General features: G+C 51.1%; 12 protein-coding genes and 1 pseudogene. 3 read left to right on the top strand and 10 right to left on the bottom strand.

Annotated elements, in window-relative coordinates; genetic code table 11:
• Positions 1 to 90: 90 nt before the first annotated feature.
• Entirely contained in the window at positions 91 to 600 is a 510-nt protein-coding gene (locus AC0L73_RS15015; RefSeq protein WP_227950918.1) for a MarR family winged helix-turn-helix transcriptional regulator, read from the top strand.
• A gap of 29 nt (positions 601 to 629) precedes the next feature.
• On the opposite strand, the gene AC0L73_RS15010 is transcribed toward AC0L73_RS15015, so the two are convergent.
• The 3 genes from AC0L73_RS15010 to AC0L73_RS15000 form a co-directional block, all read right to left on the bottom strand.
• On the bottom strand, positions 630 to 1,454 hold the full coding sequence (locus AC0L73_RS15010; RefSeq protein WP_473654113.1) for an SDR family NAD(P)-dependent oxidoreductase: 825 nt from the start codon (positions 1,452 to 1,454) through the stop codon (positions 630 to 632).
• A gap of 207 nt (positions 1,455 to 1,661) precedes the next feature.
• Positions 1,662 to 2,843: a lipid-transfer protein gene (locus AC0L73_RS15005; protein ID WP_473654112.1), complete on the bottom strand. Its 1,182-nt coding sequence runs from the start codon at positions 2,841 to 2,843 to the stop codon at positions 1,662 to 1,664.
• 28 nt (positions 2,844 to 2,871) lie between these two features.
• On the bottom strand, positions 2,872 to 4,431 hold the full coding sequence (locus tag AC0L73_RS15000; protein ID WP_473654111.1) for an acyl-CoA synthetase: 1,560 nt from the start codon (positions 4,429 to 4,431) through the stop codon (positions 2,872 to 2,874).
• 196 nt (positions 4,432 to 4,627) lie between these two features.
• Between AC0L73_RS15000 and AC0L73_RS14995 the strand changes: the two genes are divergently transcribed.
• Positions 4,628 to 4,921, top strand: a complete 294-nt coding sequence (locus AC0L73_RS14995) for a TetR/AcrR family transcriptional regulator (RefSeq protein ID WP_473654110.1) — start codon at positions 4,628 to 4,630, stop codon at positions 4,919 to 4,921.
• Between the two features lie 2 nt (positions 4,922 to 4,923).
• On the top strand, positions 4,924 to 5,244 hold the full coding sequence (locus AC0L73_RS14990; protein ID WP_473654109.1) for a TetR-type transcription factor C-terminal domain-containing protein: 321 nt from the start codon (positions 4,924 to 4,926) through the stop codon (positions 5,242 to 5,244).
• 149 nt (positions 5,245 to 5,393) lie between these two features.
• On the opposite strand, the gene AC0L73_RS14985 is transcribed toward AC0L73_RS14990, so the two are convergent.
• The 7 genes and pseudogenes from AC0L73_RS14985 to AC0L73_RS14955 all read right to left on the bottom strand — a co-directional run bounded on the left by AC0L73_RS14985 (position 5,394) and on the right by AC0L73_RS14955 (position 15,140).
• Positions 5,394 to 7,163: an AMP-binding protein gene (locus AC0L73_RS14985; RefSeq protein ID WP_473654108.1), complete on the bottom strand. Its 1,770-nt coding sequence runs from the start codon at positions 7,161 to 7,163 to the stop codon at positions 5,394 to 5,396.
• Positions 7,164 to 7,178: 15 nt separating this feature from the next.
• Positions 7,179 to 9,573 (bottom strand): annotated as a pseudogene (locus tag AC0L73_RS14980) (amidase).
• A 3-nt stretch (positions 9,574 to 9,576) separates the two neighbouring features.
• Entirely contained in the window at positions 9,577 to 10,293 is a 717-nt protein-coding gene (locus AC0L73_RS14975; RefSeq protein WP_227950910.1) for an ABC transporter ATP-binding protein, read from the bottom strand.
• Positions 10,286 to 11,152, bottom strand: coding sequence for a branched-chain amino acid ABC transporter permease (locus tag AC0L73_RS14970; protein WP_473654107.1), 867 nt, complete (start codon positions 11,150 to 11,152; stop codon positions 10,286 to 10,288). The genes AC0L73_RS14975 and AC0L73_RS14970 overlap by 8 nt, the downstream gene beginning before the upstream one ends.
• Positions 11,153 to 11,315: 163 nt before the next feature.
• A complete protein-coding gene (locus AC0L73_RS14965) occupies positions 11,316 to 12,182 on the bottom strand; it encodes a branched-chain amino acid ABC transporter permease (RefSeq protein WP_473654106.1) in 867 nt (288 codons plus the stop codon).
• A 111-nt stretch (positions 12,183 to 12,293) separates the two neighbouring features.
• Positions 12,294 to 13,514 (bottom strand): urea ABC transporter substrate-binding protein, encoded by a 1,221-nt coding sequence (locus AC0L73_RS14960; RefSeq protein WP_227950903.1) that lies wholly within the window; start codon positions 13,512 to 13,514, stop codon positions 12,294 to 12,296.
• Between the two features lie 15 nt (positions 13,515 to 13,529).
• Positions 13,530 to 15,140, bottom strand: a complete 1,611-nt coding sequence (locus tag AC0L73_RS14955) for a flotillin family protein (RefSeq protein WP_473654105.1) — start codon at positions 15,138 to 15,140, stop codon at positions 13,530 to 13,532.
• Between the last annotated feature and the right edge of the window lie 209 nt (positions 15,141 to 15,349).

Genomic DNA, 15,349 nt, shown 5'->3' with positions numbered 1-15,349 from the left:
GGCGGCTACCTTCGAATTTAGATCATGCAGTTGAATTATGGGAAAAGGTCAATTATAGATGCCTCACCCAAACAAGGAGTAAGCGTCGGAATGGCATTTGACGAGGAGGACCTCTGCCCTGAGGATCATGCGCATTGGCTGTTTTCGGTCATGTATTTGGGTTACAATAGCATGCTCGAAGTGGGCGACGTCTACCTTCAATCAGTCGGCCTCCGTCGTCCTCATTTCCGAGTACTATACGTAATCCAACGGAAACCTGGGGCAACCGTCAAAGAGATACTCGCTTTTCTGGACATCACCCAACAATCAATCAGTCCGATTATCAAAACACTGATCGGTGGCGGCTTCATTGCCCAGAAGGAAGATCTTAAGGATCGCCGAAGCCGCCATCTCTATTTAACCAAAAAGGGGCGAACCGCTTGGCGCGGTGTAATTGATGAACAAACTGCGTATCTAGAACAGGCCTATAAAAAGGTCGGGTTCGAAAATGCAAAGGGGTATGCTCATACCGCCTATGCGATGATGAACGAGAAAAATCAGCGTCAGCTCGAAGTTGTCTGGAAAGATAAAACTTTTTTCCTGGACGACAACAAACCCTGAGTTGCGGCCCTACTCCGTCAACGTGAAAGCTAAATGGTCAATCCGCCGCCAACGATCAATGTCTGGCCGCTGATATAATTGGATTCCGGGATACAGAAAAGATAGACACCGTCCGCGGCCTCTTCCGGTGTGCCGGCGCGACCGAGCGGGATCATCATCTCCATCCCGCTGACCAGTTTTTCCGGGATACCAATGCCGACTTCGTTTCCTTCAACGACAATTGTCTTTTTCTCATTAGTCGCCTCGGTCAGTCGGGTCTGGATCATACCGAATGCGACGCAATTCACGTTCACTTTCAGCCGTCCCCATTCCTTTGCCATTGTCTTGGTCATGCCGAGGACGCCGGACTTTGCCGAAGAATAGTTGATCTGTCCCGCATTGCCGCCCGTGCCCGCAACTGAAGAGATATTGACAATCTTGCGGAAAACCTCCCGCCCCTCTGCCGCTTCTTTATCGGCCTCTGCCCGTATAAACCCGGAGGCCGCACGGATAATCCGAAACGGCGCCTTCAAGTGAACATCGATCATGGCGTCGAACTGATCATCACTCATTTTATGGACAAGCGCATCCCAGGTGTAGCCCGCATTATTAACAATAATATCAACACCACCAAAGGCATCGATTCCCGTATTGATGAATTTATCCGCAAAACCCGCTTCGGTCACACTCCCCGGAACAGCAATGGCTTCACCGCTGTTGGCTTTGATGACGCGGACAACTTCCTCGGCTGGCTCGACATCAAGATCGTTTACCACCACTTTTGCGCCCTCACTGGCGAGTTTCAGGGCGACGGCTCGGCCGATACCGCGTCCCGACCCCGTGATATAGGCGACCTTTCCATAAAGTTTGCTCATTTTTTCATACTTTTCTCTTAATGTTTGGGAAGGACGATGAAGGCATCAACAGCAAGTTTTATATCGCCGTCCTGATTGGCTGCCTGGAGAGTTACGAATGCGTGCCGGACTCGCGCCCTATATGGCTGAAATCAATCATGGTTATGATTCCGTTGCCGAAGGGAAAGGCGTGCCTTGCCGAAGCAAGACACGCAGAGGGAGAAGCGGTTAGGCCGCCTGATACATGGTAATGACGCAGGCTCCACCGAGTCCGAGATTGTGCTGAAGCGCGGTCTTCGCCTCTTCTACCTGTCTCTTCCCGGAGTTGCCGCGAAGCTGGTTGACAAGTTCATAGCACTGGGCAAGCCCTGTCGCACCGAGAGGATGCCCCTTCGACAGCAACCCGCCAGACGGATTGGTCACTACCTTCCCGCCATAGGTATTCTCTGCATCCCAGATAAATTTCTCCGCGCCGCCTTCTGAAGCGAAACCAAGACCTTCGTAAGTGATCAATTCATTTACGGTAAAACAGTCATGAAGCTCTGCCACATCGACATCTTCCGGTCCGATGCCCGTCTGCTCATAGACCTGCTGGGCTGCGGCGGCGGTCATGTCATAACCAACAACGCGCATCATATCATTCATATCAAAGGTGGAGCCGAAATCTGTTGTCATGGCCTGACCGACGATCACAACACTGGCGTCAATGCCGTGCTTTTTAGCAAACTCTTCCGTACAAACGATTGCAGCCCCCGCACCGCATGTTGGCGGGCAGCATTGCAGGCGCGTCAAAAGACTTGTCATTTTTGGGGATTCCATGACGTCCTCAACGGAAATTTCTTTGCGGAAGATGGCCTTATCATTGTGGACAGCATGGCTGCTTGCCTTCGCCCGGATCTTTGCGAAAGTCTCATCCTTCGTTCCGTGTTTTCTCTGATGTTCTAGCCCGGCACCACCAAACATCTTAATGGCCATGGGGGAGGTAAAGTCCTGAGTTAGTTCATCCGTCAGATTATTGAACTTACCAAGCGGGCTTGGACGATCCGTCCAAACATCAGCCAGAGCACCCGGAGTCATCTGTTCAAAACCGACAGCCAGCGCACAGTCGACCACACCGGATTCGACTGCCTGACGCGCGAGAAAAAGAGCGGAGGAACCGGTTGAGCAATTGTTATTTACATTTACGATGGGAATACCCGTCATCCCCACTTCATAAAGAACTCGCTGACCGCAGGTGCTATCACCATAGACATATCCGGCATAAGCCTGCTGAATTTTGTCATAGTCCAAACCAGCATCTTCCAGCGCCATGTTGATAGCTTTCACGCCCATAACCGGATAGACCTCATTCTGGCCCGGCTTTACGAAAGATGTCATTCCAACACCTGCAACAACGATTTTCTTACCCATGATTTCTCTCTTTCTTTTTTGATAAAACCTAGTTGACGTTCCGTTCCTTGCCTACCCAATAGGGCGCCCGCAAATCTTTCTTCAGGACTTTCCCCGCCGCAGAAAGAGGCATCGGTTCGGTTCGAAATTCGATGCTGCGCGGGCATTTGTAACCCGCGATCAGATCATGACAATGCTTGATAATTCCTTCTTCCGTTGCGGTCTCTCCCGGCTTCAGGATGACGATGGAATGCACACTCTCCCCCCATTTTTCATGAGGAATGCCAATGGTCGCGCATTCAGCTACAGCAGGATGTTTTGTTACGGCCTGCTCCACTTCGGCGGAGTATACATTCTCCCCGCCGGACACAATCATGTCCTTCATACGGTCCGCGATGAACAAAAAACCATCTTCGTCCAAATAGCCGCCGTCACCGGTATAAACCCAGCCATCTTGCAGCGCCTCCGCTGTTTGCTCCGGCTTATTCCAATAGCCAAGCATGGTGATCGGCCCTTTCACGGTAACATGGCCCACAGTGCCTGTCGGAACATCATTCCCGTCTTCATCAACGATTTTTAACTCGCATGTTCCGACTGCCTTGCCCGCAGAGCGTAACTTACCGGCGTTTGGCCCTTCGGTTACGTGGTATTCTGGCGGCAAGATTGTCGCAACAGGGCTTAGTTCGGTTTGTCCATACGCCTGAACGAATTTCGTATGCGGCAACTTGGTCATTGCCTCGACTAGCATGGCCTCACTAATGGCAGACGCGCCATACATTATCGTCGTTAATGAAGAGGTATCATATTTTTCAAAATCAGGATGTTGTATCAGCATCTGAATCATGGTTGGCACCAAAAGCACATTTGTCGGTTTATGCTCCTGAATTGCCTCCAACGCGCCTTCGGGCGTGAAGCTTGGGATCATGATATGTGTTCCGCCCGCAAAAGTCACGGCAAGCGATGCCGCCCCATCGGCCAGATGAAACATGGGTGCGGCATGAAGGTACCGTGCCCCATCTGGCATACAAAATTCGCGGCAAGAGGACAGATTACTAACGTAGAGGCTCCGATGAGACAGCATCACCCCTTTAGGAAATCCCGTTGTCCCGCCGGTGTAATAAATACCGGCGAGTTCTTCTCCTGAACGGTTTGCATCCCCAATAGGCTTTGATGCACCCAAAATTTTCTCGTAGTCTTCCATGCCGGGCGGGATTTCACCCTCCCCTGCGAAGACCAACGTTTTAAGGCACTCCGAATTTTCCTGTATGGCCGGCACCATAGCTGCAAAATTTTCATCGACGAGCATGATCTCAATGCCGGAATCATTGATGGAGTAGGCGTTTTCCGCCGCCGACCACCTCAAGTTCATCGGCACGATGACACCACCACCCCATAATACGCCGAAAAAATATTCCAAATAACGATCTGAGTTCAACGCAAGCATGGCGACCCTATCGCCATTTTTCATTCCCAACTTTTGCAGCGCGCCGCCCAGCTTAGCAACCCGCTCAACAAATTCATGCCAAGACTGTTGCCTACCCTTGTAAACGGTCGCCATTCCCTTGGGATTTACCTGAGCGGCCCTTCTGATAACAGACGTTAGCTGCATAAAACTGCCTCCCCAAATCGCCCTGAAGCCTACCTGCTAAACTCGCATCTTCAAGCATAATTCTTATTTTTCAAAAATGTATCCCACCAGTGGGTTACATGTCAACAAATATGGTATATACTCACGGTTTCTAGCAACTTGCATAAGTAATCGAGGTTGTTTAGACGAGACCTGAGTCAGGGAAAAGGCGGGAAAAATGATATCAAACACATGGCGCGAGGTAACGCTTGATCAGGATGACCCCCGTGAGCAAAAGCGCATGGCGGTATTGCGCACGGGTGCCCGGCTTTTTAACGAGCACGGATTTGACCGAACGTCACTTGACGATATTGCCTCGGAATTGAATGTCTCCAAGCGAACACTGTACTATTATGTAAAAAACAAGGACGATATTCTTTTTGAATGCAGCCGCCTCGCGCTTGAATTTATGCATCACACTATGGCGGATAGCCATAATAACAACCTCCCCCTCTTGAACGCATCGAACTGATCATGCGGAGCTATATGGACTTACTATCCAATGAATTTGGTGCCTGCCTTGTACTATCTACGGACCGGGTTTTATCGGAAGAATGCCGGAAAATTTTAAGGGACGGAAGAAGAAGTCTCGACCATACGATAAGGGACCTTTTGCAGAAGGGAATTGAAGATGGCTCGATTGCGCCCTGCGAGCCCAAATTAGCAGCCGCAGCCCTTTTTGGCGCCTTCAATTGGGTACCGCATTGGCGACCGGACAGAAACGGTGAAACCTACACAAAAATCGCTGATGATTTTCTCAAAATCTTTCTAAATGGCCTACGCAATGATAAGTAGCCTCTGAGTTCCTATATTCCGACGATGGATATATTATCTGCAGAGAGAAATATATCAGGATTAGCTAGAATGGAGCGACAAGGCAGAGAGTAGCAGGAATAAGATGTACCCTATAGTCTACAGCCGCTTTGCGTCTATTCGGTTCCCTTTTACAAACGTCCGGCCAGGGTTTTCATCATTTCATCACGCATGACAAATTTCTGGGGCTTGCCCGTTACAGTCATCGGAAGCTCAGGAACCATCTGCACGTATTTCGGAATCTTGTAGTGGGCGATCTGGTTCTGACAATAGGATTTAACATCTTCTTCCGTCAGAGTTGCCCCCTCTCGCGGAACGATCCAAGCGCAGACTTCTTCACCGAGTTTTTCATGCGGCACGCCAAAAACCTGAACCTCTTGTATGTCGTTGTGCGTAAATAGGAATTCCTCGATTTCTCGCGGATAGATATTTTCCCCGCCCCGGATAATCATATCCTTTAATCGACCAACAATTTGGCAATATCCCTCCGCATCCAGAATGGCGAGATCCCCGGTTCTCATCCATCCATTATTTACGATGGCTTCGCGCGTCTTTTCCTCATCTTCCCAATAGCCGCGCATGACAGAATAGCCGCGCGTCCAAAGTTCTCCTTGTTCTCCAACAGGCACATCGGCCCCTGTCTCGTCAACAATTCTGACTTCGACATGCGGCTGAACTCGGCCAACCGTAGAAACGCGCTTCTCAAGCGGATCATCGATATCACTTTGAAAGGACACAGGTGAGGTCTCAGTCATCCCATAACAGATTGTCACTTCCTTCATGTGCATTTGCTGCACCACCCGCTTCATAACTTCTATAGGACAAAGCGCTCCCGCCATGACACCCGTGCGCAAAGTGGAAAGATCAAATTCCTCCAGTCTGGGATGATCCAGCATCGCGACAAACATTGTCGGAACACCGTAAAGAGCAGTGCATCTTGATTTGGCGACAGCGGCAAGCGTTTCTTCAGGGTCAAACGCCTCTCCCGGAAAGACCATGCAGGCACCACGGCTGACACAGCCAAGTGATCCCATGACCATGCCAAAACAATGATAAAGCGGCACCGGAATACAGAGCCGTTCCGTATCCGAAAAATTCATCCGGTCGACGACATGCGACGCATTGTTGACGATGTTAAAATGCGAAAGCGTGGCTCCCTTCGGCGCCCCAGTTGTTCCAGAAGTGAACTGAATATTGATCGAATCATCCGGAGACAAGGACCGGGTAATATCATCGAGCCGCAGTTGCTGTGCGGGTCCGCCCAAGGTGCGAATCTGATCAAACGAGAAGATACCCTGCCCCGGATCTTCTTTGATCCCGATAACTATTTTCAGTGTTGGTAGCTTCGCTGAAATCAGACGGCCCGGTTCACATTTTTCCAGCTCAGGTGCGAGCCTTCTGATCATTTCCAGATAATCAGAGGATTTGAACTTTTCCGCCGTGATCAAGGCTTTGCAACCTGATTTATTCAGCGCGTATTCCAATTCCGACAATCGATATGCCGGATTGATATTGACCAGAATAAGCCCTATACGCGCCGTTGCATATTGCGTCAGTATCCATTCAAGCCTGTTGGGAGACCAGATACCAATACGATCCCCTTTTTCAAGACCAAGCGCCAGAAAACCGGAGGCCAAACTATCAACTTCCCGATCCAGATCATAATAGGTCAGAGTCTGATTATCCGCCGGAAAAGCCAGAGCGTCCCTCGGTCCGAACTTAGCAACTGTTTCCCGGAACATTTCCGGAATTGTTACATACTTTAACGGGTTCGATTTATCTCCAGCGACGTAGGATCGATTGTTTACCGGTGCAATAATGGCAGAGTGAGTTTTTTCCCGTCCTTCCTCAAACATCGATTTTCCGATCTGATCTGCAAGGCTCTCATTCAGAATGGACATTTTATTTACTCCCGCTCAAAAGGTCCGCCAGTCACCGCTCTGTTCGAATGCATGGGCCGCCTGATAGATCGTCATCTCGCAAAAGTCATCGGCGACGAGCATCATTCCAATCGGCAAGCCCTCACTCAACCCGCAGGGAATGGACATGGCCGGAAAATGTCCTGCATTGAAGGCCGCGGTGTTCCCAACCATCTCGAAAGCGCGCGCTACATATTCGTTTATACTGACATCATATCCGGGAATTTTCTGGGCTTTCATCGGCACCGTCGGCATTAGCAGCGCGTCATATTGCCGGAACGCCTCTTTGTATTTTAGCCGAACGAGCCGCATCAAATTCTGCGCCTTGCCATAGAACCGGCCCCTATATTGCGTCTGAAAATGCTCACCGATGAACATGCATGTCTTAAGCGAATGAGATAACTCATCCGCCCGGCTGCGCCAGTTGGCAAAGTGATCGATCATCGATGGAAGGTAAAGTCCGGCGTAGTTTGTACCTGCACTATTGCCATGCATCATATGATCCTGAAGCCCCTCAACAGTGATCGCAACCCAAGCATCGCCGGCCAGTTCATGTTCAGGTATGGAAACTTCACTAACAATCGCGCCAAGGCTGGTGAATTTGTCAGCCGCCGCACGCACTTTTGCATCAACATCGGTCTCGCTTTCCGGACGGCCGAAGCCTTCTTTCAGGATGCCAATGCGTAGTCCACGGCAGCCTTTTCCAATAGCTTCCGTGTAGCGATAGGTTTTCGGAGCCCTCTGACGAGGGTCGAGCCCATCCTCCCCTGCGAGTACCTCCAGAAACAAGGCGTTGTCCGCGACATTGCTGGTGATCGGTCCGACATGATCGATGGTTTGTTCAACCGGCATAATCCCGGAATATGGAACCAGCGCCATGCGTTGCCTTCATCCCATATACGCCGCAGTTCGACGACGGAATTCTTATCGATCCTCCCTGATCTCCGGCAATGGCCATATCTACTTCACCCGCGGCGACCAGCGCCGCGGAACCACTTGACGAGCCGCCTGCCATATATCCATGTTTCCACGGATTATGGACGGGACCAGTCGAGTTGGTATGGCTGCCCCCTGAAAGGCATAGATTCTCGCAATGAGATTTGCCGACAATTATTGCCCCTGCATCGAGAATGCGCGTGACGATTGTCGCATCAATTTCAGGGGTATAGCCTTCCATAATCGACGATCCGTTCATCATCGGCACACCGGCCAAACAGACCGTATCCTTGAGAACTATCTTCTTATCCCTCAGCGGACCATCCATAGCGCCTTTGATGTTCGTCTTATAATACCAGGCGTTCATCGGATTTTCTGCCGGGGATGGGCGATGTCCCGGCGATCGTGGATAGCGTACTTCTGGCAAATAGTCCGGCAACGCATCCAGCCTGTCATAAGACTGGATATAGGGTTCCATGATTTCGGAGAACTGCCTCAATTCGTCATCGCTCAGGGACATGCCGAAGCGGTCGGCCATGGTGCGCATTTGGGAGAGGCTGGGTCGTTTCACTGTCATGTTCGTCACCGGAAAATTATATTGATTATTGGCCGTGGCTGTGGGTGCGTGTAAGGGAGCGGAAGCGGCCAGCGCATTTTGGCCGGTTAAAGAGGCGGATACGGCTGGCGCGGCGGTATTCTGGCGGACAGGTGCGCTATTGCGGGTTGTCCGGGCCGTACCGAAGCCCAGAAAGCTATCCACTTTCGCCTTATCCAGAAGATCGCTGCGCGACAGTTCGCCAGTAATTCGACCTCTTTCAAGAACCAATACCCGGTCCGACAGATCGGATATAAAGTCAAAATTCTGCTCGACGAGCAAGATGGAAAGCCCTCGACTTTTGCGCTGTTGCAAAAGAGTTTCGGCTATTTCCTCGATTATCGACGGCTGAATACCTTCTGTTGGCTCATCCAGTAACAGAAATTCTGGATCGGACATCAGACACCGAGCCAGCGCCAGAAGCTGCTGCTCACCGCCTGACAGAGCACCGCCTTCCCGATCCAAAAGCCGTTCTAACCGCGGAAAATCACCAAGAATTGTGTCAATGGAGTCCGCCTCACTCCCCTGCCCGTTATCAATATAGGCAAAACGCAGATTTTCGCGAACTGACAGCTGCGGGAAAATTCCGCGTCCTTGCGGGACATAGGCAATACCTAGTTGTGCCCGATCATGGGGCGAATATCCCGTAATTTCTACGCCACGGTAACGCGCGTTTCCGGCAGTGGCCGACAAGAACCCCATAGCCGTTTTAAGCAGGGTGGATTTCCCCATGCCGTTATGGCCCAGAATCCCGACAATCTCATTCTCCTGCACGTCAAGGTCAATGCCATGCAGTACTGGCACCTTTCCGTATCCGCTCGCGAGGTTCCTTAGTTGAAATAGCAGGTCATTTTCTGACATGAATTATGCCTTTTTTCCGAGGTAGACATTACGGACTGTTTCATCCGACATGACCTGCTCGACATTCCCCTCCAACAGAATGCCGCCCTGATGAAATACGGTCACGTCCGTCGCGATGGAGCGAATAAACTGCATGTCATGCTCAACGATAATGACCGCCGCCGTCGTTGTCATTTCACGGATAATTTCCGTCATACGGTCAACATCTTCAGATGTCATGCCTGCTGCCGGTTCATCCAATAGAACCAGCCAAGGGTCACCAGCCGCGACGATCCCAAGTTCAACGCGCTGTCGTTCTCCATGCGCAAGTTGGCCAACATTGCTTTTCGCAATATCGCCGAGGTACAGCCTTTCGATCGTTTCTTTCGCCTTCGTTTCTGCAATGGAAGAGGAGAAAAACCGCCGCGCCGCCAGCCAGATATTTTCATGAACAGTTACCCCGTCCAATACACTTGCGACTTGGGTTTTAATTCCAACACCCAGTGATGAAATTTCATGAGTATGCCAGTTCGTCGTCTCTTCCCCCTGCATAAACACCGCTCCAGATGTTGGTTTAAGTAAACCCGTCAAGCATTTGAAAAAAGTACTTTTACCCGCGCCATTTGGACCAATCAAGCAACGCAATTCGCGCGCTTTGAGCTTGAAATCAACCGCGTCGCAGGCCGTCACGCCTCCGAACGTCATTGTCAGTCCAGATGTCTCTAAAACCGTTTCAGCCATTGGTAATGGCCCTCCCTTTCCGTCGGCGAGACGGATGGCGACGACGACGCTTGCCAACGCTGAGCTTCCAGACGCTTTCAATCGCCGGGATCAACCCCTTGGGCAGGAACAAGACGAACAGGACCAGAATGAGGCCCATGATAATGGTGTTATCGATAAAGGCTTGCTGACCCAATAGAAACTTGAGATAAGCGAGACCCGCCGCCCCGAGGATCGGCCCAAGCCGGGTACCAAGACCACCGACGATGCACCAGATTATAATTTCCGCAGTCTGGCTGAGGCTAAACAGGCCCGGGGTTACAATTTCCGCCCAATTGGCGAAAAGGGCACCGGCAAGTCCGGCAATGGCCCCGCCGATGGCAAACAGGATCGTTTTACGCGCGCGAATGTCATAGCCCATAAGAGAAACGCGCTGCTCGTTCTCCCGGATCGCGACGGCAACCCGGCCAAACGGGCTTTGCAGCAACCAATTAACAAGCCAGTAGGCAACAACCAACAGCACGAAGGTGACGTAGTAGAGGCTATCGCCGTAAATATAGTCATCCGGAAGCCCAGGAATATTGAGCGTCTGAAATCCGGGAATACCATTAAATCCGCCCAGCCGTGCGGTTCCGATTACGTAGTCTGGTCCAGCAGTTGAATTCATGAACTTGAAGAAGATGAGAGTCACTACAAGTGTGATAACGCCGAGATATACATCGCCGAGGCGACCATAAAACATCATCGCGCCGAGAACTGCGGCAAAGATAGCCGGAACCATAACGGCAATAAGCATTGGAATGGTACTCTCGCCGATATTAATTGCCGAAATCGCATATGCATAAGCGCCGAGCCCAAAAAAGCCGCCTGTCCGAAGCATAGAATGCCACCAAACCCCCAGATCAAGCCAAGACTCATCCCCAGCATTCCGTATATCAACAGTGGGGTCAGCACGAAGGTGTTCATGATGACGGGAAGGAAAAGCATCAGCGCCGCAGCGATAATAATCGACAGGGTGAAACGCTGAAGGGTGATTTCTCGCATTACATTTTCCCCTTGAAAAATCTTGCTGTGATACCCTGTGGCAGCAGCCTGAGAAGGATGACCGCGCAAACAAGCAGGGCAACCTCTCCGATCACCGGGGACATGGCGAAGGTAAAGAACTGATTGACGATACCAAAGACAGTGCCGCTGCTGATCAGTCCGGCGATGACGGATGGACCGCCAGCGATGACGGTAATGAAGGCTTTCGCGATATAGGCACCGCCTGACGACGGACCGAGCCCAACCAACGGAGCCAGCACTGCACCTGCAAGTCCTGAAACCGCAGAGCCAACAAAGAAAGTCGCCATATAAATCCTGTCAGGACTATAACCCAGCGCGGAGGCCATATCCGAGCGCTGCATCGTCCCGCGTGCGATCAGGCCGAGCCGTGTGCTTTTAAGGACCAGATATATCGCGAGCACAAGAAGGATCGTGACCACGATGATAAAGAAGTTGTATCCATTGATCTGGTAATTACCGACAGTAATTCCGGCGATCGGTGTTGGTATCCCCGTTGTAGTATTGCCGAAAATCATCGTGACGATGCCGACGAAAAACAGGCTTAGCCCCCATGTCGCCAGCATAGTATCCACCAGCCGCCCATAGAGATGACGGATCACCAATCGCTCGACGATCAAGCCAATGACACCGACAACCAACGGTGCAATCACTAGTATCGCCACATAGATATTGATGCCGAGATTAACGGCAGTGATGGCCGCATAACCGCCCATCATCATGAATTCACCATGCGCCAGGTTGATAACCTTCATCATGCCGAACACAATCGCCAGCCCGGCACTGATAAGGACTAGACTTGCGATGACATATACCGTCTCTACAACAATGACTGCCGCCAGATCCATAGTCACTCCGAATTTGATCGATTGAGAAATTCCGTCCCTGTTCTGCCGTAAATCAGGGAAAGGCAAAGCCGGGACAGCCAATGGGCTGTCCCGTCGTCGGGTCGTATGCCGCTAAAACTTTATCTCATACTGGGTGTTGTCATCCGGGTTTGCCGCAAGATCGCAAACGGCCTGTGTATCGATCGGCTGACGTTGCGTGAAGGTTTCAATGACCTTCATTTTTTGACCTTCGAACTCCATGATATGAACATCGAGAACAGCATGATGAGTTTTCGGATCGACGGTCACCACGCCCCCAGGCCCGGTAATGGATATCCCCGTTTCCAGCGCCGACAAGACATCGTCTCGATTGGTTGAACCGGCCTGTCTAACCCCCTCGGCCCAAGTCAGAATGCCCTGATAATGCGACACAGCAATTTCGTGAATGGAGTTTGCATCACCATAGGCGTCGGCCCATTTTTTCTTGAAAGCGATGTTCTCTGGCGTTTCCAGTTCCTGCGAATAGTTGTAGGCGACCATGATTCCGTCGCCCTCCTCTGCAGTCAGAACTTTATGCTCGTTCCCGACACCCAGCGTTGTCGATGCCATAGGAATTTTCTTGTTCATGCCCGCAGCAGCCCATTGTCTAAAGAAAGAGAGATGCGCGCCGCCAACCAGAGAGGCGACAATCAGGTCCGGATCGGCAGCCTGAATTTTCGCGATGGTAGAACCGAAATCAGACACATCAAGCGGGAAGAAATCCACGGCAACCGTTTCGCCGCCATTATCCGCAATATATTTCTCGATCCATTTTGCTGTGATCTGCCCATAATTATAGTCAGCAGCCAGCACATAAACCTTTTTGCCCGCCTTTTTCATTGCGTAAGGAATAAGAACCTCTACCTGCTGTGCAGGTGTCACGCCGTTTATGAAAATATTGCGATCACAAACGCCACCTTCATAAAGAACATTATAAAAATAGAGTGTTTTGGATTTTCTCATGATCTGACGAATGGCTTCGCGCGACGCGGAAAGAATCCCACCATGCACCACATCCACTTCGTCCTGACGTGTGAGTTGCTGCGCGTACTGGGTATAAAGCGCCATATCCGACTGAGTATCATAGGCATTAATATCAATCTGAGATCCATTCAGGCCGCCATTAGCATTGATCTCGTCAATTGCCAGGCGCATGGCCATGTCCATCGGCTTGCCATAGGCATCGAAACCGCCCGAAGTATCCATGATGGATCCGAACTTGATATTATCGGCAGCACCGACTGAAAAGGGCAGCATGCTTGCCCCTGCGATAGCTGCGGTTGCGGTTAGAAACTGTCTCCGATCCATAGTCATAATAAAACCTCCAGGTTAATCTTTTTTCGATTTGTCACTTGTCTTAATTCGGTTGGCATAGTCAGCCGTCCGACCGGCTATATTCGGGTCGAAATCAACGCCGATTTCTTCGCCCATCTGCTTCATTGCAGGGAGACGGACTGCCATCCCGAGAATCTGATCCATGGCCGCGCCGAAGGCACCGTCAACGCCACCACCAGCCCCCGCCCCCGCACCTGATGAACCGCCCAAGCCACCAATCTGGTTAATGCGGATACTGTCGATTTTCTCCACCGGCTTCATCATCTGGCCAAGAATTTCCGGCATCCGGTCGAGTTTGCGCTCCTCAAGGCGCATAGAAATAATGCTGTCGCTGATACCATTCTCTGCGGCGATCCGCGCGGCCATGCCTGTCGCTTCAGCCTCCATACGGGTTTTTTCTGCTTTTGCCCGAACTTCGACCGTTCGCGCTTCGGATTGCGCAAGCAAGGTCTCGGTTTCGACTTTGCTTTTTGCGGATTCCTGGGCGACCGAAAGTTCCTTGTTCAACCGCAGCATCGCGATTTTCCGCTCGCGCTCGGCTGCCGCCTGCTCCTTTTCGGTCTGAACAGCTTCCGCCGCTAAAATTACCTGTGCTCGCGAAGCTTCCTCTGCAGCTTTTGCCTTTGCTTCTTCTGCCCGCCGGTTAGCCATAAAGATGGAATGATCGATCTTGACGCCTTCCAGTTCGCGGATCGCTTCCATCTCTTTCCGGCGCAGGGCCTCGTCATGATCAATTTTGAAGGCCTTGATATCCCGCTCCTTCGATAACGTCACTTCTTCCGCCATCAAGGAAGATTTGACCCGGGCACGCACTGACTCAGACTCAGTTTCCGCCTCCAAACGTGTTAAATAGGCTTGCTGCGCCATTTCTGCTTCCCGCTCGGCCCGCTCAATGTCAAAGCGCCGCTGAGACTGGGCGAGACGACTTTCGCGCACTGCAATATCAGCTTCAGTCTCAATCTTGATCCGCTCCTTCTTGTTCATAGATACCAACTCGGTCACTTTTCGCATCCCAATCGCATTGAACACGTTATTCTCATCAAGAGAGCCGAAAGCCGCCTGATCAAGATGAAGTAACGAGGAGGATTCCAGGCGAAGCCCGAGGCTCTCAACAAAAGTTGAAACAGAAGCCGCGATCTGGTCCGTGAAGGATTTCCGGTCGCTATGGATATCCTCCAGAGTCAGGGAAGCGCAGGCTGCCTGAATGGTATCGATAATCTTACTTCCCAGAACCTCGTGAAGCGCATCCCCGCTTCGGGCAATCCGCGGCCCCAGCGCCTGTGCTGCCGTCGCGACGCCTTGCTCGTCCGGTGTGACCCGGACTTCGAAGTTCATTTCAATATCGACGCGTAAATGATCCTTGCTGATAAAGGACTGCGCGCCCTGCCGGGAAACCTTAACCGGGATAGCTGACATCATGACTTTTTGCGACTGATGCAGGATAGGAAGTGACAGGCACCCCCCGTCAATCACGACCCTTTGGCCGCCGAACCCTGTACGGACGAGAGACATTTCCCTTGTTGACTTTAGATAGAAGGCGCGGAGGAACAGAATTGCGATGAGCAATACAACAAGAGCGCAAATAACGGCTGCGAACCAAATCATCCAAATCTCCCTTGGCTGAGCAAACTGCTGACATGCCAGATTATGAGGAGACTCCTAGCCTATTTTATTTTCCAATTCAAATAAATTGTTTTCCATTTCAAATAAAATTTTTGATCTATATACTTTTACAAGAAGCAAGCTATTGAAATTAAAATATAAATTATGTTAGCGCGAAAATGCTTACCGGGCAGATGAGTGCCTAATATCGA

Source organism: Sneathiella sp. D3-11, from assembly GCF_055809395.1.
Note: the sequence above shows the minus strand (reverse complement) of the source record. Positions and strands in the feature narration are given on the sequence as shown.

Excerpts from the sequence above, each read along its gene's own strand:
- AC0L73_RS15015 (WP_227950918.1), top strand. The coding sequence starts at position 91 with ATGGCATTTGACGAGGAGGACCTCTGCCCTGAGGATCATGCGCATTGG.
- AC0L73_RS15010 (WP_473654113.1), bottom strand. The coding sequence starts at position 1,454 with ATGAGCAAACTTTATGGAAAGGTCGCCTATATCACGGGGTCGGGACGC.
- AC0L73_RS15005 (WP_473654112.1), bottom strand. The coding sequence starts at position 2,843 with ATGGGTAAGAAAATCGTTGTTGCAGGTGTTGGAATGACATCTTTCGTA.
- AC0L73_RS15000 (WP_473654111.1), bottom strand. The coding sequence starts at position 4,431 with ATGCAGCTAACGTCTGTTATCAGAAGGGCCGCTCAGGTAAATCCCAAG.
- AC0L73_RS14995 (WP_473654110.1), top strand. The coding sequence starts at position 4,628 with ATGATATCAAACACATGGCGCGAGGTAACGCTTGATCAGGATGACCCC.
- AC0L73_RS14990 (WP_473654109.1), top strand. The coding sequence starts at position 4,924 with ATGCGGAGCTATATGGACTTACTATCCAATGAATTTGGTGCCTGCCTT.
- AC0L73_RS14985 (WP_473654108.1), bottom strand. The coding sequence starts at position 7,163 with ATGTCCATTCTGAATGAGAGCCTTGCAGATCAGATCGGAAAATCGATG.
- AC0L73_RS14975 (WP_227950910.1), bottom strand. The coding sequence starts at position 10,293 with ATGGCTGAAACGGTTTTAGAGACATCTGGACTGACAATGACGTTCGGA.
- AC0L73_RS14970 (WP_473654107.1), bottom strand. The coding sequence starts at position 11,152 with ATGCTTCGGACAGGCGGCTTTTTTGGGCTCGGCGCTTATGCATATGCG.
- AC0L73_RS14965 (WP_473654106.1), bottom strand. The coding sequence starts at position 12,182 with ATGGATCTGGCGGCAGTCATTGTTGTAGAGACGGTATATGTCATCGCA.
- AC0L73_RS14960 (WP_227950903.1), bottom strand. The coding sequence starts at position 13,514 with ATGACTATGGATCGGAGACAGTTTCTAACCGCAACCGCAGCTATCGCA.
- AC0L73_RS14955 (WP_473654105.1), bottom strand. The coding sequence starts at position 15,140 with ATGATTTGGTTCGCAGCCGTTATTTGCGCTCTTGTTGTATTGCTCATC.